Source organism: Bifidobacterium rousetti (assembly GCF_008698235.1).
Taxonomy (GTDB): Bacteria; Actinomycetota; Actinomycetes; order Actinomycetales; family Bifidobacteriaceae; genus Bifidobacterium; species Bifidobacterium rousetti.
Map to the genome: position 1 here is coordinate 65,355 of NZ_PEBH01000008.1, position 22,421 is coordinate 87,775.

Below are 22,421 nucleotides of genomic sequence, written 5' to 3' on the forward strand. Positions count from 1 at the left end.
TCAACCGCATCACGCGACCCGAAGGAAAACCCGACCCGATATCGGACCGGGAAAAGGGGAACCGCCGTTCGAAAGGCGGGGCATGGAAAAGGGCCGGCATGGTGTGGAATCCATGCCGGCCCTCGCCCTAGGGGTACGCCGTTACCATGTGGCTACTGTTCGGTGACGGTGAATCCCTGTTGTTTGCCGTAGTCGACGAGTTTGGTCTGCCATTTGGCGACCGCGTCATCGAGGTTGCCGTTGCCTTGGAACACGGGGCCGAATTCGTCACCGAACGCGGTCATGGAGTATCCCCAGAACGGTGGGAACGTGAAGGATTCCTTCACGTCAAGCGCGGACTGGGCGAGAATCTTGTTGTATTCCTGTCCGCCGAAATAGGAGGAGAGTTCGTCGCTGCCTTTGAGGAAGTCCTCGTCCTCGAGGCGCGCCTTGTTGGACGGGAATCCGCCGGCGTCCGTGTAGGCGGCGATGCCTTCCTCGTCATGGGAGACGAATTCGAGCCATTTCCATGCGGCCTTCTTGTTTTTCGACGAGGCGACGAGCGCGAGCGTGGAGCCGCCGTTCGACGAGTTGATGGTGTCGGCTCCGGGCCAGACGGGTGTGGGGGCGACCCTCCATTGGCCGGCTGCGGCGGCGGAGCTGCCGGCGAGGTTCGCGGGCATCCAGGCTCCGGTGATGACGGCGGCGTTGGTGCCGTCGGCGAAGCTGCGGAACCATTCGTCGGACCAGCTGGGGATGTTCGTGGCGATCAGTCCCTCGTCGATCATGCGCTGCCAGTAGGCGTTGACTTTCTTGATGGTCTCGTCGTTTGTCAGGCTGATGGTGAGGTTTTCGCCGTCCATGGCGAATGGTTTGGCTCCCGCTTGCGCCCAGAACGCGACGATGCTGTTCGAGTCGTTCGTGTCGCCGCCGTAGGAGCTGATGTAGTAGTTGTCGCCGAGCGCGTGGATCTTTTTCGCGTCCTCGTAGAACTCGTCCCATGTCGTGGGTGGTTCGCTGATGCCGGCTTTGTCGAACGTGGCTTTGTTGTAGAACAGGGCCATGGGGCCGGAGTCCATGGGCACGCCGTAGATGCCGTCGCCCACGTTCACGGAACTCCACGGGCCGGACGTGTAGTCGTCCTTCCATCCGCTGATCGGATAGGACGACAGGTTCTCCAACGCGCCTTGGGAGCCGTAGACGATCTGGGGGAGTGTGGAGTATTCGAACTGGACGACGTCGGGCATGCCCGATCCGGCTTCGAACGCGTTGGTGAACGACGAGGTCGTCTTGGGGGCGGTGCCCACGTTCGTGAGCTTGACCTTGATGTTCGGGTATTTCTTCTCGAATTTCGCGACCAATGGTTTCAACGCGGGCTCCCACGCCCACACGGTCACCGTGCCGCTCGCCTCGCCTTCCGTGTCCGCCGACTGTTGTTGGGATGTGCCGCACCCCGACAGTGCGATCATCGACATGGCCGCCACGAGTGCGACGGCCCGTCCTCCTGTGTTCATGATGTGCTCCTTGCCTTCACTTCATCGTGATCCCGGTATCCCTGACAAGCGGATGCCGCGCCGTCCCGGTTGCGTCGTCGCGTCCGATACGGTTGTTTTCCGATTATAGTCTTCACGGCTTGAAAAAACAGGATGTATTGCTACGAATATTTCGCTGTCCGTCCTGTCCGGTGGCGGGGTTTCCCGGATGGAGAGGACGGTGGCGGGGTTTGGTCAGTGGGTGAGTCTGAGTTGGGCGAACATGCGGGCGATGCCGTCGTCGTCGACGTGTGGGGCGGTCAGGTCGGCGACGTGGGTGAGTTGCGGTGTGGCGTTGCCCATGGCGATGCCGATGCCGGCCGTTTGGATCATCTCAAGGTCGTTCTCGGAGTCGCCGAAGGCGATCGTGTCCTCGACCCGGGTACCGTAGTGGGTTGCGACGGTGGTCAGGCCGGTGCCTTTGTCGATGCCGGGGATCATGCCTTCCCCGTTGGCGGGCGCGTCAAGGCCCATGGATCCTTCGACGATGTGCAGCCGATCGCCGACGAGCCGGCGGATCCGGTCGAGGGTGATCGTGGAGCCGGGTGGGGCGTGGAATGTGCATTTCGATGCCGGCATGATCTCGCCCAAGGATACGCCCGATCGTATGGCTTCCTGTCGTGCGATCGTGAGGGACCGCCATTGGTCGCCCCCGTATTCGGGGTCGATGTCGCGTCGGATGCGTTCGATCAGTCGCAGGTATCCGGGTGACGCCCGCAGTCCCTGGGAGGACTGCCACAGGTGGTTGATGCCGAGCCGGTCGAACATGTCGGCGACTTGGGTCACGGTCATCTTGTCAAGGAACCGGTCCTGGAGGAGCGTGCCGTTGATGTCGATCCTCGCGCCGGCCGAGGAGATGATCCCGTCGAACCCGATGTCGAGGATGTTCCGGCCGATCTGCGGCAGGGCGCGCCCCGTGTCGATGAACACGCGGCATCCGTTGGTTCGGGCCGTGCGGATCGCCTCCACGGCCGATGGTGGGATGTGTTTGCTGCTGTCGCACAGGGTGCCGTCGATGTCGAGGAACACCAGTCTGCCTGTCATGCCCGTGATGTCCTTTCCTATGGGAGGGGGCCGCCGGTCCGTGTCATTTCGGATCGACGGCCCCTCATGTCCGTGGTTTTACAGGTCCTCGAGGTGTTCGCCGTTGGTGGCGATGACCTGCTTGTACCAGTCGTAGCTGTCCTTGCGGATGCGCCGGCCGGTGCCTTGTCCCATGTCGTCGAGGTCGACGTACACGAACCCGTAGCGTTTGGTCATCTGCGACGTGGCCGCGCTCACGAGGTCGATGGGCGCCCATGCGGTGTAGCCCATGAGTTCCACGCCCTCGTCGACGGCCTTGCGCATTTCCTCGAAGTGGCGTCGGAAGTAGTCCACGCGATACGGGTCGTGGACGTGCCCGTCCTCGGTGAGCGTGTCCTTGGCGCCGATGCCGTTCTCCACGATGAACAGGGGCTTGCGGTACCGGTCGTACAGTTCGATCAGGGAGATGCGTAAACCGACCGGGTCGACCTGCCAACCCCAGTCGCTGCTCTCCAGGTACGGGTTTTTCACGCCGAGGACGGTGTTGCCGGGCGTGCGTTCCGCGTTCGGGTCGACGGATTCGGTCATGCTCATGTAGTAGCTGAACGACAGGAAGTCGACCGTGCCCTCGCGCAGGAGTTGCTCGTCGCCGGCTTCCATGACCGGATACCAGCCGTTGCGTTTCAATTCCACGCTTTTCAGACGCGGGTACGCGCCGGTGAGCATCACGTCGGAGTAGAAGTGGTTGTCGAGGTTCTTGTGTTGGGTGGCGGCCACGTCCTCGGGCGCGCACGTGCGCGGGTAGGTTTCGAGTTTGGTGAGCATGCATCCCATCTTCGCGCCGGGGACCATGTCGTGGAGGAGTTTGGTGACGATCGCGGAGGCGACGAACTGGTGGTGGAGCGCCTGGTAGCAGCAGCGGGTCTCCTCCCCGTCGCACAGTTCGGGGATGATGCCGGCGGTGGTGAACGGGTGGCGGATGATGCTGTCGACCTCGTTGAACGTGAGCCACAGTTTCACGTCGTCGCCGAACTCTTCGAAGCAGGTGCGGGCGAAGCGGACGAACATGTCGATGACCCGGCGGTCGGTCCAACCGTTGTAGTTGAGGGCCAGGTGGAGGGGCATCTCGTAGTGGTGGAGGGTGACGAGCGGTTCGATGCCGAGCTCGCGCATCGTGTGGAACAGGTCCTTGTAGTAGGCGACGCCGGCCGGATTGGGTTCGGTCTCCTCGCCGGTGGGGTAGAGGCGGGTCCATGCGATGGACGTGCGGAACGTCTTGAACCCCATGCCGGCCATGAGTTTCAGATCATCCTTGTACGTGTGGTAGAAGTCGATGCCGCGACGTTTCGGATAGTACGTGTCGTCCTTGTCGGCCATGGCGGCTTTGATGCCGTCGAGGCTGACGTGCACGTTCCGCTTGTAGTCCTTGACGTCCACGTTCGGCTTGTAGGTGGCGACGTCGTCGACGGACATGCCTTTGCCGTCCTCGTTCCATGCGCCTTCGAGCTGGTTGGCGGCGACGGCGCCGCCCCAGAGGAACCCTTCGGGGAATCCCATGATCAATGTCCTTTCATGGTAGGTGATGCGGGGCCGCAGGGGGAGTGGCCCCTGCGGCCTGATGCGGTGGATGGTTACTTGGTGATGATGGTGTAGAGGGCGTCGCCGGTCTTGACGGGGCCTTCGTGCGTGCCGGTGACGGCGTAGCGTCCGCCGTTGGCGACGACGATCGGCGTGGTCAGGTCGTAGCCGGCCTTCGTGATCGCGTCCCTGTCGAACGTGAGCAGGAGGTCGCCCGTGTTGACCCGGTCGCCGACCTTGACGTTCGTGTCGAAATGCTCGCCCTGCAGTTTGACGGTGTCGAGGCCGACGTGCATGAGGATCTCGGCGCCGTTGTCCAGGGTGAGGCCGATCGCGTGCCGGCTGTCCGGCACCATGCACACGGTGCCAGCGGCCGGGGCGCGCAGTTCGCCCGTGCTGGGCGTGACCGCGAGACCGTCACCGAGGACCTTGCCGGCGAACACGTCGTCCGCGACCTTGTCGAGCGGGATGACGGTGCCGTCCATCGGGCTGGCGAGCTGCACGTCCACCACATCGGAGGCCGGCATGACCGTGGCCGTGGGCGCAGGGGTCGAAGCGGCAGAGGGGGCGCCGGCGGACACGGTGGCGGCGACGGGCGTCTTGGCGGGATCCTTGAACAGGATGAGCGTGATGAGGAACGAGGCGAGGATGGCGACGGCGAAGCCGATGAACGCGTACGTGAGGTTGTTGGTGAGCTTGCCGTTCGGGTCGATGAACATCGGCATGCTCGCGAGGCCCGGGCCGACGGCGGTGAACGCCTGGACGCCGAGCAGGCCGATCGTGAGGCCGGCGATGCCGGAGCCGGCGACCACGCCGGTCATGGCGCGCTTGTGCTGCAGGGTCACGCCGTACAGGGCGGGTTCGGTGATGCCGAACAGGGCGCTGATCGCGGCGGACAGTGCGGTGGCCTTGAGGTTCTGGTCCTTGGTGCGCAGGAACACGGCGAAGCAGGCGCCGGATTCGGAGATGTTGTGGGCCAGGGAGGCGGGCATGTACAGCAGTTCGCTGCCGGCCTGGGCGAGGGCGGCGAGGGCGTACGGGATGAACGCCTTGTGCATGCCGATGGCGATGCAGAACGGCAGGACCATGGCCAGGAGCGCGACGGCGATGAACCCGAGCTTGGAGTATACGGCGAGGATGAACGCGGTCAGCAGGGTGCCGGCGTTGTAGCCGAGCGGGCCGAGCAGGAGCAGGGTGACGGGCACGACGATCACGAAGCACATCATCGGCACGAAGAAGATGCGGATCGCCTTCGGCGTGTACTTGTTGAACAGGCGTTCCACGAAGTACAGGAACAGCACGGACAGCAGGGCGGGGAACACCTGGTACGCGTATGTGATGTTCTGCAACGTGAAGCCGAACAGCTTGGTGCCGCCTTCGGCGCTCAACGCGGCCGTGATGTTCGGGATCATGAGCGCGCTGACCGCGGAGATGGCGACGAGCTGGTTGATCTTGAGGCGCTTGGCCGCGGTCGCCGCCACGAGGAGCGGCAGGAAGTACAGGGGCGCGTCGCCGATCGCGAGGAAGATCGTGTACACGGAGCTCTTGGAGTCCATCCAGCCGAGCATGGAGAACAGGGAGAGCAACGCCTTGAGCACGCCGCCACCGGCGATGGCCGGGACGAGCGGCTGGAACACGGCGATGAAGAAGTCGAGCGCGGCCCTGCCCGCACGCTTCATGTCGAAACGGTTGTGCTTCGCGTCCGCGGGGACGGCCGCGTCGGACGGGGAGTCCGATCCGATGCCGGGCATTTTCATGATCTCGTCGTACACTTCGACGACGTCGTTGCCGATGATGACCTGGAACTGGCCTCCCATGGCCACGCCCAGCACGCCGGGCACTTGTTTGATGGCCTCCGGGTCGGCCTTGGATTGGTCTTTCAGGGTGAAGCGCAGTCGGGTGGAGCAGTGTTCGAGCTGCTGCACGTTGCCTGTGCCGCCGACCAGTTCGACGACGGCCGACGCTGTCTTACGGTAATCCATGACGAACTCCTTTATTCGTGGAATGGTTGTGCTGTTTTGCTTGTCTGTCGGTTGCCCCGATCCCGGTTCGGGCATGGCTTGCGCCAACCCATGCGCTCGGACCGCGTGGGGACAAGGGGTGTGGTTGATTCCTTATGCCGGTTGGGCGGTGGGGGAGTCGAACGCGTCGGGGCGTACGTCGCGCACCACGTTGGCGATGTGGTAGGCGAGGTAGCCTTTCTCGGCGTCGGTGACCTTGGCCTTGTAGTTCATTTCGATGAACAGGGCGATCTTCGACGCGCAGTCCGCGGCCTGCGGGTACTCCGTCAGGGAGAGCCGGTACAGCATGGTGTCCGTGTTCTCCTGGGATTCGCGCTTGTCGAGCACGCGTTTGACGAAGAACTGCAGGTGGCGCATGAACCGCTCGTAGTGCAGTGACGTCTCGTCGAACTCGATCGAGAAATGCACGCGGATGATCTCGAGGATCGTGGCGATGAGCCTCGGGGCGCGCATGGTCACGTCGAAATCGTGGTTCATGGACGCGTTGACGATGTGCAACGCGATGGACCCGACCTCGCTGTCCGAGATGCGCACGTCCATGTGCCGTTCGATGATCGCCCTCGCCTTCGAGGCCAGGGCGTACTCCCGCCGGTAGATCTGTTTGATTTCCATGAGGAACGGGTTCTGCAGGACAAGGCCGCGTTTCTCACGTTCCAACGACAGGCAGATATGGTCCATCAGCGTGATGTAGATGTTCTCGCTGAGTTCCAGATCGGACTCCCGTCGGATCATGGCGACGATCTCCTCGGTGATGGTGAAGTAGACGTCCGGGACCGTGTCGAGCAGTTCCTCGACCCGGTTGAGCACCGTCTTGTCCTCGGGCAGGAAACGCTTCTCCACCTTGGACTCGTCCAGTTCGTCACCGTTGCGTCGGTTGAAGCAGATGCCCTTGCCGGTGACGACCATCTCCTGGCCGTCCTCGGACAGCACCACCGCGACGTTGTTATTGCAGACCCTGAGAATCCTCATCGGGCGACCTCCTCTCCACCAAGAGGGGAGACGCGGACGACCGCACATGGCATACCGGGAGACACAGGGTTGATGTTCGGCATGACTCACCTCCTCGTCAAAAAGACCTCGTTATCTTTCTGTTCAAGAAGCCAGATCACGCCCACTGAAGGTAACAATTCTCAGCAACTTCGAAAGTGAATATAGCATGAACGCCGATATCGGGCAATCCCGGCGTGTCCGCATGGGGAGGACGGCATACTGGCCGTTTTAGTGCGGGTCGTCGTCCGGGAACCACAGGTTGAACGGGTCGGCGGGGTCGGGCCACCACACGTGGTCGTGCGTGCACGCCCACCCGTCCATACGCCCGTCGGGATCATGGTGCATGGTCAGGGGGCGTCCGCAGTCGGCGCACCGCCATGCGTGGACGGGCAGTGGCGGGGACGGGGCGTGCCTGGGATGGTGTCGCGTGACGCCGGTCGGTCGTGTGGTCGTGTAAAGGGGCATCCTTGGCCTCCAATCGGATTGGCCCCGTCCGTCCTTGGACGGGATATGACCCCCACCATAAGCGGAAGGCGCTGTCAGTGGCGAATCGACGGGCCGATGGTGTGCATAACCCCCAGAATGTTGTGGACAACCCCAGTGACAGAGATGGAATGAGCGTTACGCCTGGTGGAGTCGGCTGGCGGGGTCGAACATGATCCATGCCCCGTTGTCGTCCATGCGGACGGTCGGATGCGGCAGGAGCCTGTCGAAGTCTTTCGGATAGTGGTTCAATTCGTCGGCGAGACCCGGGTCGAGGGGCGTGGCGGAGGCGAGGCGGATGCGGTTGCCCTGGATCTCGAACCGGCCCAGCAGGAGCGTGCCGTTGTGGCCGTATACCGGCCAGTCGAACGTGCCGCGCGCGTCCCGGTCCCACAGGACCGTATACGCATGAGCCAGCTCGTCGTCATTCGGGTCGCTATACCGGTTGCGGGTGACGATGGGGGCGTCGAACACGGTCGCGCGGACGGCGGTCACCGGTTCGGGCACCGTGATCCTAGGCTCCCTGATGAGACTGGTGAGTCTGGACGCCAGCCATGTGACGCCGATGACGATCAGGACGCGAATGATCCAGATGACGGGCGACGGGCCGGGGATGAACAGGCAGCCGATCAGGGAGACGACGAACGCGGCGGCGGCCACGTGCGAGGCATGGGCCTGTTCCGTCTTCCATGTGGAGACCGCGAGATCCCGGTCCCCGTCGAACCATGTGCCTGTCATCATGATGCCGCCTTCGTTCGTCCACCGGTTTGTCCGGTCAGGTCGATGCGGTGGTCCGGGTCATACAGGAGCCACCTGCGGTCGTCATCCAGGATGACGCCCGCGGACCGAGGGTACAGGAGGTCGAATTCGTCGGGATCGTGTTCCGCCCGGTATGCCGTGACGGTGGCCACGGGACGCGTATCGACCAGCCGGATGCGGGTGTCGTGGATTTCGAACACGCCTGTCAGGAGCCTACCGTCCTTGTCGTGGACGGGCAGGGTGAACGAACCGGCTTGGCCGACGGTCCACAGGATCGTCGGGATCGAGCAATACGGGACGGGCCCGTCCCCGGAATGGTCCGAGGCGATCGGCAGGACCAGCAGCATGCCCGTCCGCACGGCGGTCAGTCCTTCCGGCGGATGGATGCTCCTGCGGGCCAGCCGGTCGCACAGGAATGCCATGAGGATCGGCAATGCGATGACGAGCAGCGCGTACATCATCCATCTGACCGGTGCGGGGCCGGGGATGAACGGGCATGCGGCCAGGCCGAGCACGAGCGTGACCGGCGCGGCCCACGCCTTGTTGCTGTGCTCGTTCCTCCATATGCGGGCCGCATACTGCGCGTTCCCGTCAACCCACTCTGAACCCATGCCTTCCATCATCCCATCCGAACATGCCGGCATGGTGTCATGAAAGTGAACAAGAGACCATGCCCCGCTGATACGGGCTCATGGTCTCACGGATGGGAATATGGCGGGCCGGACGGGGGTCGGGGACGATATGATGCCTGTTTTGGACGGGTCCGGCCGGTGTGACGCTCATATTCGCCGGCAGGCCTGTCCTCGCTCCGTCGCGTACGGCCGTTCACGGTTGTGCTGTCACACCGGCCGCACGCGACCTTTTTCCTGTGATTCACGGCTTATTGCGCGGTCCACGTGTGGTCCCAGACGGTGACGTTGCTGGTGTGGATGAGCATGCGCAGTTTCGGACTGGACTGGGTGGCGACCATGGACGGCAGCGTGTCGACGAACTGTTGCATGCCGCTCTGGTCGAGCGAATCCATCTGGGAGCCGAGCTGGGCGGCGACCTGGTCGTATCCGGCGGGCAGGGCGATGTCCATGACGAGCGTGTCGCCTTCGCCCCGGTAGGTGATCTGCGCGCCGGTCCCGTCGAACGAGGAGCCGATCGCGGTTTTCATCTGCGCCTGGAACAACTGGCTTTCGGCCAATGCCTGCATGGACGGGAACGGTTTCGCCGACAGCTCCTGTTTCTTCGACTCGCCTTCCGTGCCGGTGGAGCCCGCGTCTGGGGTCTGTTTCGGCTTTGAGCTGGGGACGGTGGCGGTGACGGATGACGGGTCTTTCAACGCCTGGAGGACCGACTGGCCCATGACGACGCCGGCCGTGACGCTCAACGCGCCCATGATGATGCTGATGATGATGCCGGCGACGGCGAGGCCCTTGCCGCGTTCCCGGCGATGGTTGATCTGGACGAGCGCGACGATTGACACGATCAGGCCGACCAGCCACAGGAGGAACGAGAGGATGAAACCGACGACCGCGCACGTGTTCATCTTGGGTTTGCCGGCGCGGTGGTCGGATCGGTTCCGCGGGTCGTCCCATCCGCCGGGCGTGGGCGCGCCCGTGGGAGCGGGGTTCCTCCACGCCTCGTCGCGTGTCGGGCGGGGTTGCCGGGGGCCCGGGAACGAGCTGGACGGGGTCGGATTGTAGGACGGCGGCTGCGGGTAACGGCCGTCGTACGACTGCTGTGGATCGGACATGAGATGTGTTCCCTTCCTTGTCGACTCCGCACGGAATATGCGGATGGTGGAGGGCCTCCCGCGCGCCTCGCACGCGCTACACCGGGCCTGGACCGCTCGGGGAGGCCAGTTTGGTCATTCGCCGGACGGTGAGCCGGTTTCCATGGCGGCGACGACCTGCCCGTACATGTCCCGGTAGCCGGCGGGCGTGGACGCGGGCAGGACCACGGTCTTCGCGTTGTCCGACTCGGCCAGGGTGCGCATCACGTCGAGGTACTGGTTGAACAGGACCACGGTGTTCACGTCCCGGATATCCATGCCGGCCGCCTGGAGGCTTTTGATCTGGTCGACGATGCCGTTGGCGATCTCACGCCGGTAGTTGGCCTGGCCCTCGCCCTGCAAGCGGGTGCGTTCGGCCTCGGCCGTAGCCTCGGTCTCGATCTGGATGCGCTGGGCTTCGGCCCGCTGGCGGGTGGCCTCCTTCTCGCGTTGGGCGGCGTTGATCGAATCCATCGAGTTCTTGACCTCGTCGCTGGGGTCGATCGCGGTGACGAGCGTCTTGACGACGGTGAACCCGAACTTCGCCATTTCGGCGCCGACCGTGCGTTGCACGTCGCTGGCGACGTCATCCTTCCTGGCGAACGCGTCGTCCAGGGTGAGCGCGGGCACGGCGCTGCGCAGCGCGTCCTCCATGTAGGAGCGCAACTGGGCGGCCGGGTCGTGCAGCTCGTAGAACGCGGTGGCCACGTTGTTCGGGTCGACGCGGAACTGGGTGGACGCGACCACGGTCACGAACACGTTGTCCAAGGTTTTCGTCTGGAGTTTCACGTCGAGCTGGTTGACGCGCATGTTGGTCTTCATGGCGATCCGGTCGACGTACGGGATCTTCACGTGCAAGCCCGCGTACGAGACGGTGTGGTATTTGCCGAGCCGTTCGATGATGAACGCCGACTGTTGGGGCACGACGTACAGTCCCGCGCACACGGTCGCGAGGATCAGCAGGAGCAGGACGATGATGATGGGCATGATTGGTTCCTTGTCAACGGTCGAATCGGGTGCCTGTCGGGTCGGACGGGCGGGTCATGAGCAGGATCCATACGACGGTCACGGTGATCGCGCCAAGCAGGCCGACGATGAGCATGCCCGCGGTCAACGGGGTCGCCGGGTTCATGACGGGCTGGCCATCATGCTCGTACGCGTACCCGTAGGAGGCGGTCGACGCGATCAGCCCGGCCAGTCCGACGCCCATGAGGATCCCGGACACGAACCCGCCCGCGTACAGGAGCGCGAGCCACCATCCGGGCTTGCCGGCGTCGTGCAGGCGGCGGACCGCGATGGCGAGGGACGGCAGGAACGTGGCCAACCCCCAGATGACGTTGATGAACGGGATCCACGAGACCACGAGGCCCACGAGGAACAGGAACAGCATCGCGAACCAGAACTCGCTGCGCGAGGCGCGCCCGTCGAACCGCACGTACCCGGTCCAGTAGCGGCGGATCGCGTCACCGAACGGGCATCCCGGCCACGGCAGCCGGTCCGGGACCCGAGGCGTGTCGTACGCGTACGCGGGCGCCCCCTGATACGCTTGCGGCCCGTACTGCGCGTACCCGTTCATGGGGGCGGGCATGGACGTCATGCCCGCCGGCGGTTGGGGCGTGCCGGTGTAGCCCTGCGTCTGCCAGGACGGACCATAGTCGGGCGCGACATACGGTTGGGATGCCGATTGGGGTTGCGGCATGGACGGTCGGAACCGGGGGTCCGCCGGCATGGGGGAAGACTGTTGCGCTGTCGGCTGCGGCGTACCGTACGGTTCGCCGGCCGGCTGCCGGCCGTATTCCGGTTGCGCCGTGGCCGACTGGACCGGCGTGCCGGAGGGCAGGGCCGGTTGGGCGTATGGTTGCGGGTTCGCGGTCACCGGCGTGGAGGCGGGCGCCCATGGGCCGGTGGGGGATGAGGGCGAACCGGATGACGGGGTCGACGTGCCGGTTGCCGTGGACGGCCATGACGGGGATTCGGGTTCACTCCCTGTGGCAAGACCCTGTTGCATGGGGGCCGTGGGTTCCGGCGTTACGGGCTCGATGGTTTTCGGCGGCGTGGACTGTGGTGACGGGTTGGTCGGGGTCCATGATTCGACCGGCTGGGCCGGCTGGTGGTCGGGGGTGGGGTCGATGGGGTGTGGTTGCGGATCGGTGTCGGTCATGGTGTGTTCCTTTACTGGTGGTTGATGCGGTAGTAGCGGAAGTGCGCGTAGCCGGCGGACGCGATGATGGTGCCGGTGCGCGGGGTGGATGCGTGGACCATGAGCCCGTTGCCCAGGTAGATGCCCACATGGCCGGGCTTCCACATGAGATCGCCCGGCTGCGCTTGGTCGGCGCTGACCTCGGTGCCCGCGAACCGTTGGGCTTCGCTGTTGTGGGACAGGTTCACGCCGAACCGGCGGAACACGTAGCTGGTGAACCCGCTGCAATCCCAGCCGGCGGGCGTGGTGCCCGCGTACCGGTAGGGGACGCCGGTGAACTGGATCGCGTACCGGGCGACGTCCGCGCCGGACCCGGTGAGCGTGCCGGGGTCGAACGTGACGGGCTGACGGTACGCGGACCGGGACGAGGAGCGGGTGGAACGGCTGGCCTGCGCTGCCTTGGCGGCCTGTTCGGCGGGACTCTGCGTCTTGGGGATGTCAAGCGATTCGATGCCGCCCCACTGGCCGTCGACCGTCGTGGACACGCTTTCCGCCAGCAGGTTCCGTCGCGGCGTGCTGGCGGGGAAGGAACGGACCGACGAGACCGGTGAGACGACCGTCTGCGCGGCCGTGGCGGTCACGGGCGTGATGAGACTGGCGGAGAGGATAAGGGTCGTGGCAAGGATGAGCGGCCGGATGGTGGGGTGGCGCATGGGATGGCTCCTAGTAGTGGATGAACTCGTGGTCGGCCGCCTGGCTGGCGGTGAAATGCCTGGTGAATGGTTTGCCCGCCCAGGCGGCCCCGCATTCGGACGTGTCGACGGACCCGTCCTCGTTGACGTTCTCGACGATGGCGACGTGCCCGTACATGGGACTGGACCCGTCCTGGCCGGCGCGGAACACCATGACATCGCCCTGACGGGGCGTCCGGTCGACCCAATAGCCGAGTTTCCTGGCCGAGTTGGCCCAGTCACGCCCGTTGCCCATGCGCGTGCCGGCCGGCAACCCCAACTGGTGGCGGCGCTTGTACGCCCACCACGTGCATTGGCTGAACGCGTACCCGTTGCCGTAGTCGCCGGTCGCGTGGTTCGGGTCCAGGCCAGTCGGGTATTGGCCTTTGTCCCGGTGGTTGATGAGATCCTGGACGAGCGGGTTGTCGGCCTGGATGCCGACCATGTCGTCCTTGTTCACGGTTTCGCCCAGACTCCACGTGCCCTGCGGTTCACGCACCGCGCTACGGCTCGCCGTCTTCGGCGTGGCCGTGGGCGTGGCCGCGAGGGATGCGGCCGTCACGGCGTGCGTGGTGTCGAACGCGGGCGCCGCGCCATACGCGGTCATGCTGGTGCCGTTGACCATGAGCGTGGACGCGAACGCGCACACCATGGCCATGAGCAGCAGGAGCGCGACCCTCCGTTGGCGGCGGCGCGACCTGCGCGCCTGGCTTCTGGTGGCCTGTCGTTTATGGGATGCCATCCGACCCCTCCCGGGAAACAGAAATCGCGGACGATAGGAGATAGGGGGTTCGACGTCCGCGGCCGACGCCCAACGAGTTCACCCCTCCCGGTTCGAACCGATACCGGTATCGGGGGTTCTCGCAGGATCGGATTGGACGTTGTCCGGATACGGTTCGACGAGGTCGCAGATCACGGCCATGACAGTTTCGTCGCCGCCGCTCTTCCACGGGCGGGGACGCCCGTGGAAGCGGACCGCGGTGGGCGGGTGGACGGCGTTCATCATGTCGAGGGCGTGACGGTCGCGGGGAATCAGGGTGACGGTGATCTCGGGCCCGTCCGTTCCAAACCGGAGGCTGCCCCTCAAGACGGGGACGCGCGCCCCGTCGGCGCGGCGCGTGCGGGACGGTCCGCTGACGGGGATCCATGCGACGCCGTTGACGTTGCCGATGCCGGTGCGCGGCACGCGGGTGACGTTCACGCTCATTTCCCCTCCCCATCCTGGGCGCCGTCGGCCGGGGTGGTGGCGTCGGTGGTGCCCTGCTGCTGGCCGAACACCTTGGTGACGGTGTCGGCGTCCATGCCCTGCGTGCACGATTGGATGGCCGTGTCGAGCTGGCCCTGCATGTCGGTGAGCTCCTCGTACGTGGCTTTCGCGCCCTTGTCGACAAGCTGCTGGGCCTTACGCGCGGTGGGGGCTAGCGTCGCGCACGCCTTGGGGGTGCCGCCGTCGAGGCGTGCCGCGTTCGACGCGGCCTCCAGGGCGCCGGGCGTGCTGGCCTTCAGATCCTTGAGGCGTGCGGCGGCGCCGACCTTGCTGGCCTTGCTCCACCAGTCGCGCGCCTGGACGAGCACGCGCGGCCGGGTTTCGCCGGCGCCGATCGATTCGAACACCTGGCGTCCGTCGGCGAGTTCCTTGTCGCCGTACCGGTACAGGAGCGTGGACAGGCTGTCGACGCTGCCGTCCGCGGGCGAGTCGAGGAGCTCCTGGACTTTGGCGCCGATCGCGTCCGTGTCCCCGTCGAATCCGGGATCGTCACTGGAGGCCTGCTCGTCCTCCTCCTGTTGATCGGTCTGATCCTTGGGCATGGTCTTGGTCGACGGTTTCTTCGTCTCGTTCTTGGACGGGGTAGAGGCGGATGTCTGCGTGGATGCGGTCGTGGACTCATTGTGTTGGAACGGGTTGAGGGCGAGCATGGCGACGCAGGCGAGGATGCCGGCGATCAGGAGGATGACGGCGCGTTTCGTGTCGTCCAGGCGCCGCCATGCGGCGAGAGGAGTCCTGTCGTGCCGGTTCCGGTGGTTTCGAGTGCCCATAAGATGGTCCTTTCCTTGTGACTGTCTTTCCTTGAAGTGTCGGGTCAGCCGATGGTGACGCCGCTGTTGTCCTGTTTCGGCGTGGTCGGCGCCGGCGACGGGCTCGGCGTGGGCGCGGGCGCGGGTGCCGGCGTGGGGGCGGGCGTGTACGTGGTGCCGCCGCCGGACGAGGAGCCGCCGCTGGGACGGCGGGTGGTGCCGCCCGTGGACCGTCTGGTCGTGCTGCGTCGTGGCGTGGCCGCGGCCTTGCGCCGCGCCTCCGCCTCCGCCTGCGCTTGGGCGTCGGCCTGGGCTTTGGCTTCGGCGTCCTTGCGCGCCTGCTCCTCCTGGGCCTTGCGGCTTTCCTCGGCCTTGGCCTTGACCTGGTCGATGGCCTTGTCGACGCGGGATTTCGCCTCATCGAACGTGTCGACCGTGCTGGTCGTGTCCTCGAGGATCGTGGCCGCGTCGTCAAGCGTCCGGTTCAACGTGTCGAGCGCGTCGCGCGTGTGATCGTCCACGCCGGTGCCCTTGACGAGCTCCCGGCCCGTTTTCACGCTGTTCTCGAGCCCGGTTTTGGCTTTGGCGAGCCGTGCCTTCTCGGTGCGCGCCTCCAGGGTGGAGGCGAGTTTGCGTGTCGGCGCCAACGCGTCGCCGGCCTTGCCGGCCAACGTGTCGATGCGACGCGTGTCCCCGCTGTTGCGGGCGGGCGTGGCCTCGTCGAGGATCCGCCGGTTGGCGGTCTCACGTGCGATTGCCTGTGTTTTGAGCTTGCTGTCGAGCAGACCGGCGGTGGTCTTGTCGCCGGTGATCGCGGTCAGCCGCCGATTCGCCTTGCGCAACGCGGTGATGTCCGCGTCGAGCCGGGAGACGGACGCCTGGAGGGTGCGCGCGTGCATGGTGTCGACGACCGCGCTCACACCGGCAGCGCCAACGAACAGGATCACGGGGATCACGATGATCAGCAGGAGGATCCGCCCCACACGGATGCGTCGTTTCGGTGGGGCGCTCAACGCGCCGTCCGCGTCAAGCAGGTCGCTCTGCGACCACAGGTCGCCGCCCGCCGGGGCGTCGTCGACAAGCGGATCCTCCACGTCCATGTCAGGGTTCCGGCGTGGCCGGTCGCCGCGACCACGGTCACGGTCCTTGCGGCCTTTATGCTCCTCCCTGTCGGGTTCGGGCGCGCGTTTCGACCCGCGGGCATGGGGCTTCCCGTCGTCATGGCGTTCGCCACGCCTGCGCTTGTCCCCGGTCCGGGGACGGGTGTCGGGATCGGGGGCGTCGAGCCGCCAGAACGCGGTCTCGTCGTCGCCGTCGGTGTCGTACAGGCCGGCCATCACCCCTCCTTCCGGGTCGCGCCGAGGATCGTTCGGATGCGGGCGAGGATGCCGCGCCCGTGTGCGGTCGGGTCGGCGTCACCCTGGGAGAGCCGGTCGATCTCGACGCGCAGGCGCATCTGGTCGGCGATCCGCTGCGGATGGTATTCGTCCGCGTAATCGGGGTCGCCCGCCTCCTTGAGCAGTCGTTCGGCTTCGGTGATGAGACCGGCGAGACGACCATCGGCATGCCGGTCGAGGTCCGGGTGTGCGCGGCGTGCGGCGGCGACCGTCCGGTCCAGGTCGATGTGCGCGGTGCGTTCGGCGCGCAGCCACTCGTTGAACCGGCCTTCGAGGAGTTCGGTCTTCGCCTCGGCCTCCTTGACGAGCTGCGGACGGTCCGTCCCGTCGGACAGGCGTCCCGTCCGTGTGGCGCGCAGTTCGTCGAGCCGGCCGTCGATCGTCGCGAACGCGCTGTCGGCGTCGGACGCCTCCTTGCCGAGGTTCACATCGTCGGGCCGCCATGGTTCGGCCGGACGGGGCGGCCACTGCCGGAAGTCGGTCATCACCGCCGCGAACCCGTGGCCGCCACGCCACCCCTTGCCTTTCTCGCCGTTCCACGGGTCCTTGTTGTCGGCCCACCGCTCGTATTCGGCCTGGCGTCGGGCGCGCATGGCCAACGCCTCCGGGTCGTCCATGTGATGCCGGTGATCGGCCTTGCTCGCGTTGTCCAGGGCCATCTGCTCCTTGATGCGCGACAGCGCCTGCTGGATGTACTGTTGCATGACGGGCGCGTAGAAGCCGCCGGACGCGCCCGCGCAGATCAGATCCTGGTAGCAGGCGAGGGCGAACGTCTCCTCGATGATGTAATCGTGTCGGATCCAACACCAGGGCAGGCTCTGCGCCCAATCCGGGTACACGCGGCACAACCGTTCGCCCATGCGGATCGCGTGCAGCATCATCAGATCCACTTCGATCCGGCTCGGCGCGCCGGTCAGGTCCAGGGGTCGGGCCATGACGACCATGTCCGCGGTCCGTTGCGGCATGCTCGCCCACCGGCCCGGACCATACTCGGGCTCCCTGGGCTGTTCGCCCGTCGCACGCAGGGCCATCGCGTCGAACTGTTTGATCAGGTCGGCCGGAGGCTCCCGGTTCTGCCGTTCCCGGAACACCTGCTGCAGCCACAGGCTGATGTTGCGCGCGTTCGCATGCGCGGAATCCAAACCGCCCGGCCAGTCGTCACGATCCACCATGACCGGGGCGGGCGTGGGCCCTTTCACGCCGGGACGGGGAGGCATGCGCGTCCCGTCCTTGGCGAGCGGCCCGTCAAGCCCCTGCATGAACCCGTCGATGGCCGCGGTCGAATCGCGCCGCCGCCCCTCATCCGTATCCTGTCGTCCGCTCATCGCACGTCCTTCCGGTCACGGTCGGCCGCGTCCGGCGTCCACCAGCCGCGCTTCTGGTAGTGGCGGGTCCTGCAGAAGGCGGGGGCGTCCGCGCCCAGCGGATAGCAGATCATGTAGCCTCGCGGCAGACGCGACAGTTCGCTCGGCTGGATGCTGTCCTCGTTCTCCCGATGCTCGCTGAACCCGCCGAACGGGCCCTGGCCCGGATTCCAGTTGCGGTCCTGCCGCGTATGCTGGTGGCGGCCGACCTGTTCGACCCACCATTTGAGCGTGTCCGAACCGGTCTCGCCCTTCAACAGGAGACGATGGCAGTTGCCCCAGATGGTCTCCTCGTCATCCTTGCCGTAATCCTTCTGCATCATGGCGCGCGCCTGCTCGACCATGATCAGCTGGTAGCCGTTGCCGCCACCCTGCGTGACCGCGTTACGCAACGCGGGCCATTTCTCGATGTTCGACAATTCGTCCAATACGAACCTCGCCGGGGGTTCGATCTTCCGGCGGGATCCCGTTTCCTTGGAGAAGGCGAGCTGCTGGCACGCCTCCTGGAACGTGTCCAGGAGGAGGGCGACGAGCATGCCCGCGTTGCCGCCGCCCGACCCGTCCTTGGGTCGGCTGATCACGTAGATCGTGTCCCCTCGACGCACCATCTCCTTGATGTCCGCGAGCCTCGGGTCATGGGGGCTGATGTCTAGGCGGGCGGCGACCTTCGGGTCCGCGATGATCGCGAACGCGTTCTTCACGCCCATCCACTGGTTCTCACGAAGCCTGGTGTCCATGGTCTTCAACGCGCTGATCGTGTCCGCCCACAAGCCCATCTGCCCTTGGGGCGCCTTGCGTTCGATGATCTCCGCGGCCTTCACGGCCTTCTCCGGGCTCAGACTCCACTCGTAGCAGGAGCGGATCGTCAGATCGCCGATCGCCGCCGCATACAGGAGCGCCTGGATGAACCCGCCTGCGGACACACCCCACTCCTGGTTGTTGCTGCCGTCGCCGAAACCGCCGATCGACACTAGGGTCTGCGCACGGCGGCGCGCGGTCGTCGGATCGTCACAGCCCATGAGCGGCGTCCATTTCAGATCATGCCGCGTGTACGGGTCGTCGGCGCCGATGCCCTCCGGGTCGAAGATCGCGACCTTGCCGTGCCCGCCGAACTTGGCGCCGAGCACCCGGTCGCGGACCCCGTGCTCGCGGATCGCCTTGGTGGCCATGATGATGTCGCTTCGCGTGCTCGTCACCAGGCAGAAGCCGGGCGCTTCGACGACCGCGGGGATCACGACGCACACGGTCTTGCCGCTTCGTGTCGGGCCCAGCACGTACGCGTGCCGTTCACAATCCAACCACACGTCGATCCCGTGGCAGTCGCCCACGAGCATGGCCGCATCCCATGGCATCGGCGGGGTCGCCCGCCGGTGATGCCGCCAATCGTCAAGCGTCTTGGGCAGGACGCTGGGCACCACGTCACGCATGACCGCGCGGGCGCCCAACTGGGCGGCGACCTGCCGTCGGGTCGCCAACCCCGGTTTGATGTTGAGCCGGTCCGCGGCCCGCTCCCCGGAATCCCGGTACGAGTCCCAGAACATCCACACCAGCAGACACAGCCATACGGCCACGATCCACAAGGGCAGCGTGCCCAACACGTACATGAACGGGTTGCCGTCGTTCCACCCCCAGGCGAGCACGCTCCACACCGCGCTCACGCCGGCGATCAGGACGATCAGCCGTACGCACGTGTGCGACTCCTCGTCGGTCAGCCGGCGCAGCAGGTCGGTGTGGTCGATGACCCACCGTCCCGGATCGGACTCCTCGAACGCCCGCCATTTCGCCATGACGCGGCGACGGTCGTCGTCGAGCAGCTCCTGACGGTCGAACCCGTTGATCTTCCGGTCCCCGTCGGGCATGAGCCGCTCATACCATTCGCCATCCTCGTCGCGACGGTCGTCCTTGTTGTCGTCCCATAGTCTCATCGTCATGCTCCTCGTCTCAACGCGCTCGTATCGAACAGGGCGCCCATGCTCGCGCCCGCCAGGGCGGTGACCATGCGCGGATGCTCATGGCCGACCCGGACGATCGCCACGCCTTTCTCCAGGCGGGGGATCGTGGCGATCTCGTCCTCGCTCATGTCGGGGATGATCCGCTCCAACACCGCCAGATCGTTCTGCTGGAACGTGACCTTCGTCTCCATGAGCTTCATGAGCATTTCGACCCGGCCGCGCAACGCGCTGCCCTGGTCGAACACCTCGCTCATATCGGACGCGCCGTGCACGATCAGCCAGGTCGCGCACCCCCAGTGGCCGGCCGACCGCTGCCGGGTCTGCAGACTGTCCACGAGGCCCGCGTCCTTGACGACGTCCCACGCCTCCTCGATCACGACGATCCTGCGCAACCCGTCACGCCGCTGCAGCAAACGGTCGATCCACGCGCTCACGCACGCCGTGTAGATGTGCTTCAACTGCTCGTCCTCGAACAAGGGGGAACTCGTGTCGAATACGATCATGGGGCTGGACGGGTCCGGGCTGATCGTGGACTCCCGGTCGAACATGCCCGCGTACGCGCCCTCGCCGATCAGCGGGTTGAACACGCGCGCCGTCCTCGCGGCCGCCTCGGCGGCCTGTTCCGGATAGTTCTCGAACCCTTTGATGTGCGGGCCGACCCGGTCGATCCACTCGCGGGAGGCGAGCCGGTCGACCGCGTCCGTCAACGTCATCTCCCCGGTGCCGAAATCCGTGACCAGCGCGTCAATGATGCTCTCCTGGTCACGGTCCAACGGGTACAGGCCGTCACGGTCGGGCAACGCCTCGGCGATCGTGCGGAACGCGCTACGCCGGCCCACCTGGATCTCCTTGACCCACTCGTCCAGGTGCGCGTCACGCCACGCGGGGTCGGTGGCCGGCAGTTCGAACGGGTTCATGTACACGCCGGCGCCCGGGCTGATGATCTGCCCGCCGATGTTGCCCGCGATCCTCGCCCACTCGCCCTGACGGTCGGACTGGACGATCACATGACGACCCCATTCGATCTCCCGCACCGCCAGGGTCTTGCAGAAGAAGGATTTGCCGTTGCCGCGCTGGCCGGACAGGAACATGTCCGGGCTGCGGGTCATGCCCGCGTCGAACGTGCCCCACGAGTCGTACGTGTACGGTTCGCCGGACAGCAGGTCGACGCCGAGCACCGGGCCGGGGATCGGCGGCGCGCCGGATCCGGCGACCATCGTGGTCAACACGCCCGCACGGCCCGCGCTGGTCTGATGCCAGGGGACGAGGGGACGCTCGTTGCAGTCGCGCATCAGCCGGTCCAACGGGCCCGCGGCCGACAAGGGCAGCATGCCCTCCTGGTCGTCGAGGCGGGCGCGGCGCACCCTGCGCTGCGCGTCCAACTGACGGTTCGCGAGCAACCGGCCCACGCCGCGGGCGTCGTCGATGCCACGCAGATCGGGTTTGCCGGTCCGGTGCGGCGGCGCCGGCGGCAGTTCACGCCGTTTGCGTTCCAACCGGGCGCGGACCTTCTCCTCGGACAGGCCCTTGTCGCGCGCCTTGGCGGCTTCGCGGGCGAGGATCGGACGGATCCGGTCGTACCAGAACGCCTCCTGCGGGTTCCACACCGTCTTCACCGGCACGAACCCCAGGCAGGCGACCGACATGCGGCCTTTCACGCCCAGACGGTTGTCGCCCGCCAACGGGTCCGGACCATCATCCTCCCCATCCGACGAACCATCACCATCATCATCGTCTTCGGACTCGTCGTCCTCACCCGACTCATCGTCATCGTCATCATCGACGTCGCTATCGGTGTCCTCGTCGTCGAGATCATCGTCGTCGAGATCATCGTCCTCGTCGTCGAGATCGTCATCCTTGTCGAAGCGGTCATCCCGGTCGTCATGGGGATCCGTGTCGTCCATGGCGGGAACAGGCTCGTCGACGGTGCGACTGGCCCGATCGTCGTCACGGCCGGCAGGGGTGACGGGCGGGACGGGCGTCGGCATGGGGCCGGATGGTTGCGTCGTGGCAGGCGTGGCGGGCGTGGGACGGTCGGGCAGGGGCACACGGATCGCGGGCATCCGGTTGGTGTCCTCAAAGGGATCATCCCCGCCGGCGGGCGTCGTCGGACGCGGCGGCAAGGGCGGCATGGGGACCGGCGGCATGCTGTGCCGGCCGTGCCGGCCACGGGACGGCATGGATCCTGTCTCGCTCATGGTGGAACCTCCGGTGAAACTGTCGGGAAGGGAAAACACGCGCGCGCCCCGCGTCGCACGCGGGGCGGAACGGAAACGAATGGTAAGGCCCGCCCCATGGGCGCGCGGCCATGGGGCGGACCGGCCGGTCAGATGCCGGCCACGCCCTGCGTGCTCAGGAACGCGATGCCGACGACCATGAGCACCATGATCGCGATGCCGCCGAGGAACCGGACGAGCGCGGCCCGGTTGCGCTGCGTGCGCGACAGGGCGAGGATCTTCTCGGCCTTGCGCCGGCTGAACGGGGCGATCACCTGGCTCAGACCCAGGGCCTTGGGGCGGGTGCGGCCGCGCATGTCGGTGTACGTGCCGTTGCCGGAACGCGGGTCGCGGAAGAACTTGTACACGCATCCGCTCCACATCAGCGACGCGGCGAGGAACAGGACGACGAGGACGATCAGGGGGAACAACGCATCCATGGGATGCTCCTTTCAGGAGAAGGGAAAACTTGGTATCGGAT

The 22,421-nt window shown here is 66.1% G+C and carries 20 protein-coding genes; all 20 read right to left on the bottom strand.

Annotated elements, in window-relative coordinates; translation table 11 throughout:
- Positions 1–152: 152 nt before the first annotated feature.
- Positions 153–1,493 carry an ABC transporter substrate-binding protein gene (locus CSQ85_RS09035; protein ID WP_150383787.1) on the bottom strand — a complete coding sequence of 447 codons (1,341 nt, stop codon included), beginning with the start codon at positions 1,491–1,493 and terminating at the stop codon, positions 153–155.
- Positions 1,494–1,706: 213 nt separating this feature from the next.
- Positions 1,707–2,555 (bottom strand): HAD family hydrolase, encoded by an 849-nt coding sequence (locus CSQ85_RS09040; RefSeq protein WP_150383788.1) that lies wholly within the window; start codon positions 2,553–2,555, stop codon positions 1,707–1,709.
- Positions 2,556–2,633: 78 nt separating this feature from the next.
- Positions 2,634–4,091 carry a glycoside hydrolase family 1 protein gene (locus CSQ85_RS09045; RefSeq protein ID WP_150383789.1) on the bottom strand — a complete coding sequence of 486 codons (1,458 nt, stop codon included), beginning with the start codon at positions 4,089–4,091 and terminating at the stop codon, positions 2,634–2,636.
- A gap of 74 nt (positions 4,092–4,165) precedes the next feature.
- Complete coding sequence (locus CSQ85_RS09050) at positions 4,166–6,094, bottom strand: beta-glucoside-specific PTS transporter subunit IIABC (RefSeq protein WP_190972986.1); 1,929 nt, start codon at positions 6,092–6,094, stop codon at positions 4,166–4,168.
- Positions 6,095–6,226: 132 nt separating this feature from the next.
- The gene (locus CSQ85_RS09055) at positions 6,227–7,102 is read right to left on the bottom strand and encodes a PRD domain-containing protein (RefSeq protein ID WP_190972987.1); all 876 of its coding nucleotides are present in this window, start codon (positions 7,100–7,102) and stop codon (positions 6,227–6,229) included.
- 249 nt (positions 7,103–7,351) lie between these two features.
- Positions 7,352–7,588, bottom strand: a complete 237-nt coding sequence (locus CSQ85_RS13150) for a hypothetical protein (RefSeq protein ID WP_190972988.1) — start codon at positions 7,586–7,588, stop codon at positions 7,352–7,354.
- Positions 7,589–7,744: 156 nt separating this feature from the next.
- Positions 7,745–8,347: a hypothetical protein gene (locus CSQ85_RS09060; RefSeq protein ID WP_150383792.1), complete on the bottom strand. Its 603-nt coding sequence runs from the start codon at positions 8,345–8,347 to the stop codon at positions 7,745–7,747.
- Positions 8,344–8,976, bottom strand: a complete 633-nt coding sequence (locus CSQ85_RS09065; protein WP_150383793.1) for a hypothetical protein — start codon at positions 8,974–8,976, stop codon at positions 8,344–8,346. The genes CSQ85_RS09060 and CSQ85_RS09065 overlap by 4 nt, the downstream gene beginning before the upstream one ends.
- 269 nt (positions 8,977–9,245) lie before the next feature.
- Positions 9,246–10,106: a DUF4190 domain-containing protein gene (locus CSQ85_RS09070; protein WP_150383794.1), complete on the bottom strand. Its 861-nt coding sequence runs from the start codon at positions 10,104–10,106 to the stop codon at positions 9,246–9,248.
- A gap of 114 nt (positions 10,107–10,220) precedes the next feature.
- The gene (locus tag CSQ85_RS09075) at positions 10,221–11,111 is read right to left on the bottom strand and encodes an SPFH domain-containing protein (protein ID WP_150383795.1); all 891 of its coding nucleotides are present in this window, start codon (positions 11,109–11,111) and stop codon (positions 10,221–10,223) included.
- 13 nt (positions 11,112–11,124) lie between these two features.
- Positions 11,125–12,285: a DUF805 domain-containing protein gene (locus CSQ85_RS09080; RefSeq protein ID WP_150383796.1), complete on the bottom strand. Its 1,161-nt coding sequence runs from the start codon at positions 12,283–12,285 to the stop codon at positions 11,125–11,127.
- 11 nt (positions 12,286–12,296) lie between these two features.
- Positions 12,297–12,977, bottom strand: coding sequence for a C40 family peptidase (locus tag CSQ85_RS09085; RefSeq protein ID WP_150383797.1), 681 nt, complete (start codon positions 12,975–12,977; stop codon positions 12,297–12,299).
- 10 nt (positions 12,978–12,987) lie between these two features.
- Positions 12,988–13,737 (bottom strand): CHAP domain-containing protein, encoded by a 750-nt coding sequence (locus tag CSQ85_RS09090; protein WP_150383798.1) that lies wholly within the window; start codon positions 13,735–13,737, stop codon positions 12,988–12,990.
- 78 nt (positions 13,738–13,815) lie between these two features.
- On the bottom strand, positions 13,816–14,202 hold the full coding sequence (locus tag CSQ85_RS09095) for a hypothetical protein (RefSeq protein ID WP_150383799.1): 387 nt from the start codon (positions 14,200–14,202) through the stop codon (positions 13,816–13,818).
- Positions 14,199–15,032 carry a hypothetical protein gene (locus CSQ85_RS09100; RefSeq protein WP_150383800.1) on the bottom strand — a complete coding sequence of 278 codons (834 nt, stop codon included), beginning with the start codon at positions 15,030–15,032 and terminating at the stop codon, positions 14,199–14,201. The genes CSQ85_RS09095 and CSQ85_RS09100 overlap by 4 nt, the downstream gene beginning before the upstream one ends.
- A 44-nt stretch (positions 15,033–15,076) precedes the next feature.
- Entirely contained in the window at positions 15,077–16,348 is a 1,272-nt protein-coding gene (locus tag CSQ85_RS09105) for a hypothetical protein (RefSeq protein WP_150383801.1), read from the bottom strand.
- A complete protein-coding gene (locus tag CSQ85_RS09110) occupies positions 16,348–17,733 on the bottom strand; it encodes a hypothetical protein (RefSeq protein ID WP_150383802.1) in 1,386 nt (461 codons plus the stop codon). The genes CSQ85_RS09105 and CSQ85_RS09110 overlap by 1 nt, the downstream gene beginning before the upstream one ends.
- The gene (locus CSQ85_RS09115) at positions 17,730–19,697 is read right to left on the bottom strand and encodes a type IV secretory system conjugative DNA transfer family protein (RefSeq protein ID WP_150383803.1); all 1,968 of its coding nucleotides are present in this window, start codon (positions 19,695–19,697) and stop codon (positions 17,730–17,732) included. The genes CSQ85_RS09110 and CSQ85_RS09115 overlap by 4 nt, the downstream gene beginning before the upstream one ends.
- Positions 19,698–19,699: 2 nt before the next feature.
- Positions 19,700–21,922 (bottom strand): ATP-binding protein, encoded by a 2,223-nt coding sequence (locus CSQ85_RS09120; RefSeq protein ID WP_223846923.1) that lies wholly within the window; start codon positions 21,920–21,922, stop codon positions 19,700–19,702.
- A gap of 128 nt (positions 21,923–22,050) precedes the next feature.
- Positions 22,051–22,380, bottom strand: a complete 330-nt coding sequence (locus CSQ85_RS09125; protein WP_150383804.1) for a hypothetical protein — start codon at positions 22,378–22,380, stop codon at positions 22,051–22,053.
- Positions 22,381–22,421 lie beyond the last annotated feature (41 nt).

Excerpts from the sequence above, each read along its gene's own strand:
- CSQ85_RS09035 (WP_150383787.1), bottom strand. The coding sequence starts at position 1,493 with ATGAACACAGGAGGACGGGCCGTCGCACTCGTGGCGGCCATGTCGATG.
- CSQ85_RS09040 (WP_150383788.1), bottom strand. The coding sequence starts at position 2,555 with ATGACAGGCAGACTGGTGTTCCTCGACATCGACGGCACCCTGTGCGAC.
- CSQ85_RS09045 (WP_150383789.1), bottom strand. The coding sequence starts at position 4,091 with ATGGGATTCCCCGAAGGGTTCCTCTGGGGCGGCGCCGTCGCCGCCAAC.
- CSQ85_RS09050 (WP_190972986.1), bottom strand. The coding sequence starts at position 6,094 with ATGGATTACCGTAAGACAGCGTCGGCCGTCGTCGAACTGGTCGGCGGC.
- CSQ85_RS09055 (WP_190972987.1), bottom strand. The coding sequence starts at position 7,102 with ATGAGGATTCTCAGGGTCTGCAATAACAACGTCGCGGTGGTGCTGTCC.
- CSQ85_RS13150 (WP_190972988.1), bottom strand. The coding sequence starts at position 7,588 with ATGCCCCTTTACACGACCACACGACCGACCGGCGTCACGCGACACCAT.
- CSQ85_RS09060 (WP_150383792.1), bottom strand. The coding sequence starts at position 8,347 with ATGATGACAGGCACATGGTTCGACGGGGACCGGGATCTCGCGGTCTCC.
- CSQ85_RS09065 (WP_150383793.1), bottom strand. The coding sequence starts at position 8,976 with ATGGGTTCAGAGTGGGTTGACGGGAACGCGCAGTATGCGGCCCGCATA.
- CSQ85_RS09070 (WP_150383794.1), bottom strand. The coding sequence starts at position 10,106 with ATGTCCGATCCACAGCAGTCGTACGACGGCCGTTACCCGCAGCCGCCG.
- CSQ85_RS09075 (WP_150383795.1), bottom strand. The coding sequence starts at position 11,111 with ATGCCCATCATCATCGTCCTGCTCCTGCTGATCCTCGCGACCGTGTGC.
- CSQ85_RS09080 (WP_150383796.1), bottom strand. The coding sequence starts at position 12,285 with ATGACCGACACCGATCCGCAACCACACCCCATCGACCCCACCCCCGAC.
- CSQ85_RS09085 (WP_150383797.1), bottom strand. The coding sequence starts at position 12,977 with ATGCGCCACCCCACCATCCGGCCGCTCATCCTTGCCACGACCCTTATC.
- CSQ85_RS09090 (WP_150383798.1), bottom strand. The coding sequence starts at position 13,737 with ATGGCATCCCATAAACGACAGGCCACCAGAAGCCAGGCGCGCAGGTCG.
- CSQ85_RS09095 (WP_150383799.1), bottom strand. The coding sequence starts at position 14,202 with ATGAGCGTGAACGTCACCCGCGTGCCGCGCACCGGCATCGGCAACGTC.
- CSQ85_RS09100 (WP_150383800.1), bottom strand. The coding sequence starts at position 15,032 with ATGGGCACTCGAAACCACCGGAACCGGCACGACAGGACTCCTCTCGCC.
- CSQ85_RS09105 (WP_150383801.1), bottom strand. The coding sequence starts at position 16,348 with ATGGCCGGCCTGTACGACACCGACGGCGACGACGAGACCGCGTTCTGG.
- CSQ85_RS09110 (WP_150383802.1), bottom strand. The coding sequence starts at position 17,733 with ATGAGCGGACGACAGGATACGGATGAGGGGCGGCGGCGCGATTCGACC.
- CSQ85_RS09115 (WP_150383803.1), bottom strand. The coding sequence starts at position 19,697 with ATGAGACTATGGGACGACAACAAGGACGACCGTCGCGACGAGGATGGC.
- CSQ85_RS09120 (WP_223846923.1), bottom strand. The coding sequence starts at position 21,922 with ATGAGCGAGACAGGATCCATGCCGTCCCGTGGCCGGCACGGCCGGCAC.
- CSQ85_RS09125 (WP_150383804.1), bottom strand. The coding sequence starts at position 22,380 with ATGGATGCGTTGTTCCCCCTGATCGTCCTCGTCGTCCTGTTCCTCGCC.